Source organism: Streptomyces sp. NBC_00162, assembly GCF_024611995.1.
Lineage (GTDB): Bacteria > Actinomycetota > Actinomycetes > Streptomycetales > Streptomycetaceae > Streptomyces.
In genome coordinates this window covers 7,532,897-7,544,693 of sequence record NZ_CP102509.1, presented here as the reverse complement: position 1 = coordinate 7,544,693, position 11,797 = coordinate 7,532,897, and the positions used below count along the sequence as shown (strand labels likewise).

Below are 11,797 nucleotides of genomic sequence, written 5' to 3'. Positions count from 1 at the left end.
CTCGATGATGCGCCACCCACGGCCGGGTGTGTGGTTGGAATGCGCCTCCCCGCCCCGGTTCACCGGCGGAACTCCCCAGGGTGATGCACGGGATCCGGCGGGGTGGCGTACGCAACTCGTCGGCGCACGAAGGGATCCGTAACGCCATGTACGCAGCAACGTCCTCCGTGTCCGCCCCGGTCCGGCCGCACCGCACGCTCCCCGCGAGCGGCGGCCCCTACCTCGACCCCGGCCGCCCCGCGGCTCCGGCGCAGGGCGCCGTACGGGCTCGGCGGATGCCGGGGGCCGGATCGCAGCCGCTCAGCGGAAGAATCGACCTCTCGGGGCCGCAGGGGGCGCAACTGCGCACCGCGCTCGCCTCGGTGCAGCGGATCTGTCCGGAGTTCGCGCCCGTCCAGGTGCTGCGGCGCAGCGGCCGGTCGGTCCTCCTCGTGGGCACCACCGGGCGGATGACCGCCGTCGCGAAGGTTTTACTGGACCACTCGCCTGAATGGCGCGAGCGGTACCGGCACGAAATAGGGTCATACCGGGCGTTTGTCCGGCACCGCCCGCCGGTCCGGGTGCCGCGGCTGATCGCCGCCGACCCGGAGAACTGCGTACTGATCGTCGAGCGGATGGCGGGCCGGGTCGCGGCGCTGCAGCGGCATCCCGTGGAGGCCCCGCCGCGGGTCGACCTGCGGGCGGCCCTGGGCGCGGTGTGCCGGGTCAACCAGTGGCGTCCGCCGGCCGATCTGTTCGGGACCCCGCTGAACTACGCGCGGCGGATCGCCCGGGACTACGAGCTGGGGCTGCTGACCGACCGTGACCTCGGTGACCTGCAGAAGCTGCTGCACGGCGTGAAGCTGTCGGGCACCGCGCTGCAGTTCAACCACGGTGACGCCCTGCTGTCGAACCTGCTGCTGTCCCCGGCCGGGCCGGTGCTGCTCGACTGGGAGCACGCGGGCTGGTACCTGCCGGGCTACGACCTGGCCACCCTGTGGACGGTGCTGGGCGATGCCCCGGCCGCGCGCAGCCAGATCAGCCGGCTCGCCCAGTCGGCCGGCCCGGCGGTGCGGGACGCCTTCCTGGTCAATCTGATGCTGGTGCTGACCCGGGAGATCCGGATGTCCGAGACGGCGGTGCAGCGCTCGATGCTGGCGACCGCCCCGGCCCAGGCCCTGCCGGCGGGCGTCCTGTCCTCGGGCGAGGAGCAGCGGCTGCTGCTGCGCCGCCTGCACGATGACGCCGGTATGGCGCGCCGAGCGGTCCGCGCGGCGGTCGGCACCCGCTGACGCGTCCCGCACCCCCGTACGCGAAGTCCCGTGGCCCCCACCGCCACGGGACTTCGCTCGTGTGCGGTGCGTACGCCCTGGAAGCGAGGCGGCGGCGCCGGATGCCTTGACATCACATGATCCCCCGAACACCTTTTCTGACTCAGCATCAGACATGCTGAGTACTCCCCTCCTCCCCACACCGCTGGAGCCTGCCCATGTCCGCAAGCGCTTCACGCACCTCCCCCGGAGCCTCCCCGTCCAGACGTACGGTCCTCGCCGGGACCGGCGCCGGGGTGCTCGCCGCCACCGTGCTGCCGGCCGCCGCGGCACGGGCGGACGGGGCCCAGGACGGTCCCCCGCTCGGCGAGTACGACGTCGTCGTGGTCGGGTCCGGGGCCGCCGGTATGACCGCCGCGCTCACCGCCGCCAAGCGGGGGCTGAGCGTGCTGGTGGTCGAGAAGGCGCCCACCTTCGGCGGGTCCGCAGCACGCTCCGGGGCCGGGATCTGGCTGCCGAACAACTCCGTGATCCTGGGGGCGGGGGTGCCGGACACCCCGCAGAAGGCGGCGACGTACCTGGCGGCCGTCGTCGGACCCGAGGTGCCGGCCGACCGGCAGGCCGCCTTCCTCGCCAACGGTCCGCGGATGCTGGACTTCGTGATGGCCAACAGCCCGCTCAGGTTCCGCTTCATGGACGGGTACAGCGACTACTACCCCACCCTGCCGGGCGGGCTGCCGAACGGCCGGTCCATCGAGCCGGACCAGATCGATGGGAACATCCTGGGCTCCGAACTGGCCCGTCTGAACCCGGCGTACATGCCGGTGCCCGCCGGGATGGTGGTCTTCAGCCAGGACTACAAGTGGCTCAACCTGGCGGCGGTGAACGCCAAGGGTCTCGCCGTGTCCACGGAGTGCCTGGCGCGCGGCACGAAGGCGGCGCTGCTCGGGCAGAAGCCGCTGACGATGGGCCAGGCCCTGGCGGCCGGACTGCGCGCGGGGCTCCAGCGGGCGGGGGTGCCGGTGTGGTTGAACAGTCCGCTGGTGGACCTGGTCCAGGAAGGCGGTGCGGTCACCGGCGTGGTGGTGGAGAAGGAGGGCGTGCGGGGCACCGTACGGGCCCGGCGCGGGGTGGTCGTCGGTTCGGGCGGCTTCGAGCACAACGCGGAGATGAGGGCGCAGTACCAGCAGCAGCCGGCCGGCACGCAGTGGACGGTCGGCGCGAAGGAGAACACGGGCGACGGGATCCGGGCGGGACAGCGCGCGGGGGCGGCGCTGGCCCTGATGGACGACGCGTGGTGGGGCCCGTCGATCCCGCTGCCCGGGGAGCCGTACTTCTGCCTCGCCGAACGGACCCTGCCGGGCGGGCTGATCGTGAACGGCAACGGCGCGCGGTTCGTCAACGAGGCGGCGCCGTACAGCGATGTGGTGCACGTGATGTACGAGAAGGACCGGGGCGCGGCGGGGTCGCACATCCCGGCGTGGCTGATCGTGGATCAGAACTACCGCAACAAGTACCTGTTCAAGGACATCCTGCCGACGATCGTGTTCCCGGACTCCTGGTACGAGGCGGGGGCGGCGAAGAAGGCGTGGACCTGGGACGCGCTGGCCGGCCAGATCGGGGTTCCCGCGGCGGCGCTGCGGGCGACGCTGAGCCGGTTCAACGCGCAGGCGTGGAACGGGACGGACTCCGACTTCCACCGGGGCGACACGGCGTACGACCACTACTACACGGACCCGGGAGTGCACCCGAACTCGTGCCTGGCGCCGGTCTGGGCGCCGCCGTTCTACGCGTTCAAGATCGTGCCGGGTGACCTCGGCACGAAGGGCGGCATCGTCACGGACGCGCGGGCGCGGGCGCTGCGGGCGGACGGCTCGGTGATCCGGGGACTGTACGCGGCGGGCAACGCGAGCGCGGCGGTGATGGGCCACAGCTACGCGGGGGCCGGGTCCACGATCGGACCCGCGATGACGTTCGGCTACGTGGCGGCGAACGACATCGCGGACGCGTGATCGAGCGGCATCAGCCCTGCTGGAAGAGCTCGGCGGGGAGCGGCTTCAGGAGGGCGTAGAGGTCATCGGTGATCGGGCGGTCCCAGCTGGCGATGGTGACCAGCACGTTGTCGCTGCGGTCGAACTGGACGCAGGAGATGCGGGACTCCGACAGCTTGATCTTCCGGACGATGAGGAGGTTGTCGCCCTGCATGACGGGGCAGTCCTCGGCGCCGGTGACCTCGACGTCCTCGTCGTTCTCCAGGGCGTCGAGGAGCTGGGCGACCTCGAAGGGGACCTGTCCGTCGGAGAGGTCCCGGGCGGGGGAACCCTCGGGCAGGTTTCCGATGATCATCGCGGGGCCGCGTCCGCCGAACAGGTCGTAGCGGAGGAAGACACCCTGGCAGCTGCCGTCGGGCGCGGGCAGCAGCCCGGCCCCGAGATTGCCCGGCCAGTCCCCCGGGTCCATGGCCAGGACGTCGAAGTCCGGGCCGGCGGGTGTGGCGGCGCGGTGGCGGCGGAGGAAGGACATGCCGCCATGGTACGTGGCCGGGCGAAGTTTTCCGGCCCGGGGCCCTCATCCGGCCTCCCTCCCCGCGCCCTCCCCGGCCGCCGCCGCGCCCGGGCCCGTCAGACCGGCGGGACCAGGGTGAACCAGTGCGGGAGCAGGATGGCGTCGCCGGTGATCTTCAGGGCGGGGGCGGTGAGGCGGCCCCACAGGAAGAGGGCGAGGGCCGAGGCGGAGCCGGCCGCTTCGACGTCCACCGGGGCGGTGGAGCCGGGCTCCAGCAGGATCTCGTCCGCGGAGAAGACGACCGTCCAGGACTCCGGGCCGTCGGTGCGCCGGAAGCGGTACCTCTCCCTCTTGCCGGCGGGCGCCGCCCGCCAGGAGCGGCGGGCCGGGGCCATCACCTCGAAGGTCTGGCTCACGGCGTCCGCCGCCAGGTCCGGGTCGAGGGGGCCGGGGACGCCCGTGGCGGATTCCGCGTCCCAGCGGTGGACCGCCAGCTCGATCACCTGCATCCGCAGCCAGAATCCCGAGCTCTGCTCCGGCGCCCAGGTCCACACCGGGGTGTCCGGACCCAGCTCCTTCAAGAGGTCCACCAGCTCCCGCGCACCCTGCGCGAACCACTGCGTCAGGCCCTCCGGGTCGGCCGGCGGCTCCGGGAGGGAGAGGCCGGCGGGGTCCGGCGGGGTGGTGAGCCGCTCGCGCAGGACGTGCGCGAGGTAGCGGTGGACTCCCCCCAGGTGCACGACCAGGTCGGACACCGACCAGCCGGGGCACGAGGGGACCGCCGGTTCGGGCTCACCCGGGTCGAGGGCGCGGCGGACGGCCTTCTCGAATGCCGCCGCCTCGCTCTGGAAACAGGAGATCCGGTCGCTGTGATCCATACGGTTCACCCTGCCCACCGGACGCCCGGACCTCTCACCTTGCGCTACGGGCGAACGCCTCCAGGGCGGCCGGCAGGCCGGAGCGGTCGGTGCCCAGCTTGCGGCAGGCCGCGGACAGGTCCCGGACCGCACCGGGCCAGGCCGGAGCCTCATCCGCATCGCCACCCGCACCCGCATCGGCACCCGGTGCGCCGGAGCCGTCGGCCCGCACGGCGCGCTCCGCCGCCCGGAGTTCCTCCTCCGTCGGTCCGTCCTCCCGGGACGAACCGCTCGGCACGCCAACGCCCAGCCCCAGCAGGGTCGACGTCGTCTCCTCCGCCAAGCCGTCCGCACCGCATTCCCGTGCCGTCACCACGGCCTGGGCCAGCAGTTCCGTGTCCCGCAGCTCGGTGCCGAGCGCCGCCAGGGCGCGGGCCAGTTCGTACCCCGCCGGCGACTCCGAGAGCAGGGCGACCGCCTCCCGCAGGAGTCCGGCCCGGTCCTCGGGCGCCGCGACCTCCGCCGCCACGCGCAGGGCCTGGCCGATGCCCGAGGGGGCGCCGAAGGCGCGGGCCCGCCGGACGGCGTCGGCGGCCAGTGCGCGTGCCCGGTCCGGATCGTCCCCGGACACGGCCCGGGCCAGGTGCAGCTGCCAGGGGCACCACGCCGGGTTCTGGATGCCGCGCGGGGTCAACCGCCGGTCCACCTCCTCCAGTTCCGCGGCCGCTGCCTTCGCGCCGCCCCGGGCCAGGAGAAGTTCGGCGTAGACGGTCTGTGAGTCGGGGAAGACCACCGCCGACGGGAAGGGCCTGCCGAACTCGTGCTCCCGAGCCAGCTCCCATGCCTCGTCGGTCCGTCCCCGGGCGAGCAGCGTCGTGATGAGGATGGCGATGGTGTACCAGTGCACGGGCGTACCGCGGCCCACGCGCTCGGCGAGCTGCAGCCCGGCCCTGGCCAGTTCCTCGGCCTCGGCGAGCCGCCCGCGCCGGTAGCGGATGTACGCGCGCAGGCTGTACGCGAAGGAGAGGTGCGCCCCGCGCCAGCCCTGCCGCTCGAACTCGGCGGTGCCCGCCTCGAACAGCTCCTCCGCCCGTCCCGGCCGGTCGGCGTACATGTGGGCCATGGCCACGAGCACGGGGACCTCGAAGCCGCGGTCCTCGTGGGCCCAGCTGAAGTTCCGCTCCAGCACCCGCCCGGCGTGGTGCAGGACCACGTCCACGGGCTCTCCGCGCAGGCAGGCGTCCCAGGCACGCAGCCCGATGACGTACCGCTCGGTGAGGTCGCGCCCGGTCAGCCGGTCGGCGAGCCGGGCGAGGCGCCGGGAGCGGGCCGGGGAATCGGGCTCGGCGGCGTTGAAGGCGTCCCACATGAACTGCTCGGACTGCAGGCGCAGCCGGGCGCGGACGTCCTGGGTGTACGGGATCTCCCGCGCGAGTGCTTGTGAGGCGTCGGCGAGGCGGTCGCTGTGCGCCAGCACCTGGGCGAGCCGTATGACGATGCCCTGGCGCAGCGCGGGGTCGTCGACGGGTTCGGCAAGGGCGGCGCGGAGGTGGTTGACGGTGTTGGCGGGCTCGGTGAGCAGGGAGGCGCAGCCGAGTTCGTAGAGGACGGCCGCGCGTTCGTCGAAGTCCGGGGGTTCGCGCAGTGCGCGGGCGAGCTGGCGGCGGGCGGCCTCGGGGGCGCCTGCCCGGAGGTTCTCGCCGGCGGCCTCGCGCAGGGTGCGTACCACCCACGGGTCGTTCTCGGGGTGGGTCTCGAGCAGGTGGCGGGCGGCAGCGGAGGGGCCGAGTCCGGCGTCGACGACCGCTGCGGCGGCCTTGCCGTGGAGGGCGACGCGCAGGGCGTCGGGGATGGCGCGGTAGATGGCGGTGGCGATGAGCGGGTGGACGAACTCCAGCCCGGCGTCGGGGTCTTCCGTCGTCGCGGCCGACAGGATGCGGGCGTCCCGCAGCCGCGTGGTGGCGTCCACGGCCTCTTCGGTGCCGAGGGCGGCAACCCGGGCGGCGAGCTCCCGGGGGATGGCGGTGCCGAGGACGGCGCAGGCCCACGCGAAGCGGACGGTGGACGGTCCGAGGCGTTCGAGGCGGGCGACGAGCCCGCTGCCGCGCTGGGCGGCGGCGAGGTCGCGCAGCAGCGGGGCGCTGGCCTCGACCGGGGCCAGGCCCTTGTCCCGGACCTTGGCGGTGAGTTCGACGGCCTCGAAGGGGTTGCCGGTGGTGACGGCCCACGCCTCCTGGCAGAAGGCGTCGTCGGCGTGGTCGCCGACCGCCTCGCGGATCAGGGCGGCGACGGCGGGTGCGGTGAGCGGCGCGAGGTGCAGCGGGCGCTGTCCCGCCCGGCCGGGCAGGGTACGGAAGGCGTCGGCGTGGGCGGGCAGTTCGTCGGGGCGGTAGGCGACGACGAGGAGCAGCGGGAGGTGCTCGGCGCGCGGGGCGAAGGCGGCGAGCCAGCCGAGGGACTCGGGGTCGGCCCAGTGCGCGTCGTCGAGGACGAGGGTGACGGGTGCGCGCTGGACGACGAGGTGGGTGAGGACCCAGTCGAGTCCGTCGCGCAGGCCCTGGGGGTCGGGCGGGGCGCCCTGTTCGGGTGCGCAGAGTCCGAGGGCCGGGCCGACGATGGAGTACCAGCTGCCGAGGGCGGCGCGCAGTTCCCGTTCGGAGGTGCCGGCCAGGTGGGGCTGGATGAGCTGGCGGGCGACGTGGAAGGGCTGGCTCTGCTCCTGTTCGCCGCCGCGGGCGGCGAGGACGGTGCAGGAGCGGGCGTGGGCGCGGCGGCGCAGTTCGGCGAGGAGGGTGGTCTTGCCGAGGCCGGCGGCGCCGGAGAGGGCGAGCAGCGCGCCGCCCGTGTCCGGCGAGGGCCCGGCGAGCTGTTCCAGGGCTTCGTCGACGAGGGAGAGCTCGGCCTCGCGTTCGATCACGGTGCGCCGTCTGTGGTTCAGACGGGTCGGACGGTCCGTCATGGCTGGTACCCCCCAGGCCTGTTCAGGCGATCAGCGTACGCCCGCGCACATGGGGAGGAAGCCTGTCGTCGGGAAAGCGGTCGGAAAGATTCAGTCCTGGGCGGAACGCGTCGCGAGGTCCTCCAGGACGGCGACGGCCTCGGCGGCCCGGTCGGCGGCCACGAAGAGGTGGTCGTGGTGGTAGCCGGCGATGACGTTGCAGCTCAGACCGTGTGCGCCGAGTTCGGTGGCGAAGGCGGCGGTGAGGCCGACGGCGTCGAGGGCGGAGTGGATCCGCAGGGTGATCCAGCCGGCCGTGTAGTCGTAGGCGAGGCCGGCGGCGTCGGCGTCCTCCTGGCGCAGGACCAGGGTGAGGCCCTCGGGCTCCAGGACGGTGGCGACGGGGGCGGTCCCCGGCGGCACGGCGGAACCGGGGACGGTGCAGAACACGTACCGGCCCTCGTTCAGTTCGGGCCGCATGCCGCTCAGCAGTTTCCGCAGGTCGCTCTCTCCGCTCATGCGGCCACCCTACCCACGGGCCGCCGCACCGCCGGGGCGACGGCTCGCGGCCCCGGTGGTGCGGCGTGCACGGCTTGTACGGCGCGTACGGCTGCCCGTTACGTCAGGTCGAACTCCCCGCCCCGCGCGTTCAGCACGAATTTGTTCCACTCGTCCGGCGCGAAGATCAGCGAAGGGCTTTCGGGGCGCTCGCTGTTGCGCATGGCGACGAAGCCCTCGACGAAGGCGATCTGAACGTCACCCGCTCCCCGGCTGCTCGACCGCCACTGCGCCTCGGTGAGATCGAGGTCCGGCTTGTCCCAGCCGGCCAGGGGCTGTGAAGTCATGCTCTCGGCCACGTGCGTGCTCCTCCCGGTACGTCGTCCGGGGGCCAGGTTAGCCATCGCGGCGGGTGCCGCACAGGCCACGGTGAGTCACCCGTGACCGGTCCGGCACTCCGCCCGCGCGATCCGTTCGGTCAGGCGGCCGGCGGCTCGGCCCCCACCAGCCACATCGCGAAGAACTGCGCGCCGCCGCCGTACGCGTGCCCCAGGGCCCGGCGGGCCCCCGGGACCTGGTGTTCCCCGGCCTGGCCGCGGACCTGGAGGGCCGCCTCCGCGAAGCGGATCATGCCGGAGGCGCCGATCGGGTTGGTGGACAGGACCCCGCCCGAGGGATTGACCGGAAGGTCCCCGTCGAGTTCGGTGACCCCGGCCTCGGTGAGCTTCCAGCCCTCGCCCTCCGCCGCGAAACCGAGGTTCTCCAGCCACATCGGCTCGTACCAGGAGAACGGCACGTACATCTCCACCGCGTCGATCTCCCGGCGCGGGTCGGTGATCCCCGCCTGCCGGTAGACGTCGGCGGCGCAGTCCTTGCCGGCCTGCGGGGAGACGAAGTCCTTGCCCGCGAAGAGGGTGGGCTCGCTGCGCATCGCTCCGCCGTGCACCCAGGCGGGCGGCTTCGGCGAACGGGCCGCGCCCGCCCGGTCGGTGAGGATCATCGCGCAGGCACCGTCCGAGGAGGGGCAGGTCTCGGAGTACCGGATCGGGTCCCACAGCATCGGCGAGGCCTGGACCTTCTCCAGGGTGATGTCGTGCTCGTGCAGGTGCGCGTACGGGTTCTTCAGCGCGTTGCGCCGGTCCTTGTACGCCACCAGCGAGCCCACCGTGTCGGGGGCGCCGGTGCGGCGCATGTACGCGCGCACGTGCGGGGCGAAGAATCCGCCCGCGCCCGCGAGCAGCGGCTGCTGGAAGGGGACGGGGAGCGAGAGGCCCCACATGGCGTTGGATTCGGACTGCTTCTCGAAGGCGAGGGTGAGAACGGTCCGGTGGACTCGGGCCGCGACGAGGTTGGAGGCGACGAGCGCCGTGGACCCGCCGACCGAACCGGCGGTGTGCACGCGCAGCATGGGCTTGCCGACCGCGCCGAGCGCGTCCGCCAGGTACAGCTCCGGCATCATCACGCCCTCGAAGAAGTCGGGGGCCTTGCCGATGACGACCGCGTCGATGTCCGCCCAGGTCAGCTCGGCGTCCGCGAGGGCGCGCGCCGCGGCCTCCCGGACCAGTCCGGCGATGGAGACGTCGTGGCGGGCGGCGACGTGCTTGGTCTGGCCGATCCCGACGATCGCCACCGGCTCCTTGGCCGTCTTGCTCATGCGGGGTCCCCTTCCAGGACGGCGACCAGGTTCTGCTGGAGGCAGGGGCCGGAGGTGGCGTGGGCGACGGCCCGGTCGGACTCGCCGCGGTGGATCCGGGCGGCCGCCTCGCCGATCCGGATCAGGCCGGCGGCCATGACCGGGTTGGCGGCGAGCGCCCCGCCGGACGGGTTGACGGCGACTCCGTCGCCGAGCCCGAGCACCTTGCGGAGCACCACTTCCTGGGAGGAGAACGGCGCGTGCAGTTCCGCCGTGTCCAGCGGGGCTTCGAAGACCCCGGCGCGCTCGGCCGCGATCCGGGTGGACGGGGAGTCGGTGAGGTCGCGCAGGCCCAGGGCGTGGGCCTCGATGCGGTGATCGATGCCGGTGATCCAGGCGGGGCGCGCGCACAGGCGCCGGGCGGTGTCCCCGGCGGCGAGGATCACGGCGGCCGCGCCGTCGCCGATGGGCGGGCAGTCCCCGGTGCGCAGCGGGCGGACCTGATAGTCGCCCTGGGGCACCGAACCGCTCAGCTGTGCGTGCGGGTTGGCCTCGGCGGCCGCACGGCTGCGGGCGCCGATGGCGGCCAGCGCGGGCTCGTCCGTCTCGCCCGCGTCGATCAGGGCCTGGGCCTGGAGGGCGGCCAGGGCCACGGAGTCGGGCCAGAGCGGAGCGAGGTAGTAGGGGTCGAGCTGGCGCGTCAGTACGTCGCGTACCGAACCGGGCGAGGACTTCCCGTACGAGTAGACGAGCGCGGTGTCGGCCTCGCCGGTCTGGATCTTGACCCAGGCTTCGTAGAGGGCCCAGGCGCCGTCCATCTCGACGTGCGATTCGGAGATCGGCGGCCAGGCGCCCACCCCGTCGAGGGTCATGGTGAAGGAGAAGGCCCGGCCGGCCAGGTAGTCGCTGGAGCCGGAGCAGGTGAAGCCGATCTCGCCGGCCTTCAGGCCGGTCTGGGCCAGCACCTGGTGCAGGACCGGCATGACCATCTCGACTTCGCTGAGTTCGTCGGTGCGGCGCAGGTGGTCGCTCTGGGCGAAGGCGACGACGGCGACGTCACGGGCGTATCGGACCGTCGGTCGGGGCATCAGATGAGCTCCTTGTACGCGTCGTAGTCCGCGTCCGGCTCGCCGGTGGGGCGGTAGTGGTCGGGGTAGCGGCCGCCTTCGGTCCACACGGGTTCGACGCGCAGGCCCATGCGGACCTCGTCGTACGGGATCCCGCCGATCCGGCCGTGGAGGGCGAGGCCGGCGCCGTCGAGGGCGATGTGGGCGTAGACGTACGGGACTTCGATGTCAAGGTTCCGCGCCTTGATGTTGACGATGCAGTAGGTGGTGACGGTGCCGGCCGGGCCGACCTCGACCTGGTCGGTGGTGGCGACCCCGCAGGTGGGGCAGGCGCCGCGCGGCGGGACGTACACCTTGTGGCAGGAGGGGCAGCGCTCGCCGATGGTCTTCTGCTCGGAGAGGCCGCTGATGTAGGCGGTCTGGGCGCGGCCAGGACTGTACGAGTAGTCCAGGCGGGCTTCGGCGACGATGCCGGTGACGGGCTCCGCGAAGTTCCCGTCGTGCGGGGCGGCCTGCCCGGCGGCGGGGCCGTCATGGGGCTCGAAACAGGCGATGTCGGTGATCGCCCCGGTGCGCTCGGCGGCCCACCGCACGCGCACCCGCATTCCGGTGCGCACGGATTCGGGGCCGGGGGCGTCGAGGGCGTGGAGGAGGGCGGTGTCGGCGCCGTCGAGCTTGACCAGTACCCAGGCGAAGGGGGTGTCCAGGGGCTGGTTCGGCCGGGGCCTGCCGTTCCAGGCCCAGGTGGTGACGGTGCCGGTGGCGGCGACCTCGACGAGCTCGCGTATCTCCTCGGCGGTGCGGGGGTCGTACTCGACGGGCGGCACCATCACGGTCCCGTCGGAGGTCTTCACCCCGAGCACGACACCTTCGCGCAGCCCGGTGAGGAACGCGGACTGAACGGGCCCGAGGGACCGGGTGAAGGGAAACTCGACGACGAGCGGCGCACGGAGCACCTCGGGCGGGGACGCGGGGGCTGTCACAGGTGACTCTCCTTACTCGGTTCGGGGCACATTCGGGGCGCGGGACCACATCCAGCCCCGCCGGCG

Annotated in this window: 10 protein-coding genes; 2 read left to right on the top strand and 8 right to left on the bottom strand. The window is 73.5% G+C overall.

Annotated elements, in window-relative coordinates:
• The first annotated feature begins 146 nt into the window (after positions 1–146).
• Both JIW86_RS34815 and kstD read left to right on the top strand, forming a co-directional pair.
• Positions 147–1,271, top strand: a complete 1,125-nt coding sequence (locus tag JIW86_RS34815; protein ID WP_257558039.1) for an aminoglycoside phosphotransferase family protein — start codon at positions 147–149, stop codon at positions 1,269–1,271.
• Positions 1,272–1,468: 197 nt separating this feature from the next.
• Positions 1,469–3,262 (top strand): 3-oxosteroid 1-dehydrogenase, encoded by a 1,794-nt coding sequence (gene kstD / locus JIW86_RS34810; protein ID WP_322975567.1) that lies wholly within the window; start codon positions 1,469–1,471, stop codon positions 3,260–3,262.
• Positions 3,263–3,272: 10 nt separating this feature from the next.
• Here the strand turns inward: kstD and JIW86_RS34805 are convergent, their stop codons facing one another.
• The 8 genes from JIW86_RS34805 to JIW86_RS34770 all read right to left on the bottom strand — a co-directional run bounded on the left by JIW86_RS34805 (position 3,273) and on the right by JIW86_RS34770 (position 11,731).
• Positions 3,273–3,773: a hypothetical protein gene (locus JIW86_RS34805; protein WP_073918350.1), complete on the bottom strand. Its 501-nt coding sequence runs from the start codon at positions 3,771–3,773 to the stop codon at positions 3,273–3,275.
• A 98-nt stretch (positions 3,774–3,871) separates the two neighbouring features.
• Positions 3,872–4,633, bottom strand: coding sequence for a maleylpyruvate isomerase family mycothiol-dependent enzyme (locus JIW86_RS34800; RefSeq protein ID WP_257558037.1), 762 nt, complete (start codon positions 4,631–4,633; stop codon positions 3,872–3,874).
• Between the two features lie 34 nt (positions 4,634–4,667).
• The gene (locus JIW86_RS34795) at positions 4,668–7,571 is read right to left on the bottom strand and encodes an ATP-binding protein (RefSeq protein ID WP_257558036.1); all 2,904 of its coding nucleotides are present in this window, start codon (positions 7,569–7,571) and stop codon (positions 4,668–4,670) included.
• A gap of 90 nt (positions 7,572–7,661) precedes the next feature.
• Positions 7,662–8,069 (bottom strand): ACT domain-containing protein, encoded by a 408-nt coding sequence (locus JIW86_RS34790; protein WP_257558035.1) that lies wholly within the window; start codon positions 8,067–8,069, stop codon positions 7,662–7,664.
• Between the two features lie 98 nt (positions 8,070–8,167).
• Positions 8,168–8,395 carry a DUF397 domain-containing protein gene (locus JIW86_RS34785; protein ID WP_406368685.1) on the bottom strand — a complete coding sequence of 76 codons (228 nt, stop codon included), beginning with the start codon at positions 8,393–8,395 and terminating at the stop codon, positions 8,168–8,170.
• Between the two features lie 131 nt (positions 8,396–8,526).
• Positions 8,527–9,702 carry a thiolase domain-containing protein gene (locus JIW86_RS34780; protein ID WP_257558033.1) on the bottom strand — a complete coding sequence of 392 codons (1,176 nt, stop codon included), beginning with the start codon at positions 9,700–9,702 and terminating at the stop codon, positions 8,527–8,529.
• Positions 9,699–10,769, bottom strand: coding sequence for a thiolase domain-containing protein (locus JIW86_RS34775; protein ID WP_257558032.1), 1,071 nt, complete (start codon positions 10,767–10,769; stop codon positions 9,699–9,701). The genes JIW86_RS34780 and JIW86_RS34775 overlap by 4 nt, the downstream gene beginning before the upstream one ends.
• Positions 10,769–11,731 carry a Zn-ribbon domain-containing OB-fold protein gene (locus JIW86_RS34770; protein ID WP_257558031.1) on the bottom strand — a complete coding sequence of 321 codons (963 nt, stop codon included), beginning with the start codon at positions 11,729–11,731 and terminating at the stop codon, positions 10,769–10,771. The genes JIW86_RS34775 and JIW86_RS34770 overlap by 1 nt, the downstream gene beginning before the upstream one ends.
• Positions 11,732–11,797: the final 66 nt, after the last annotated feature.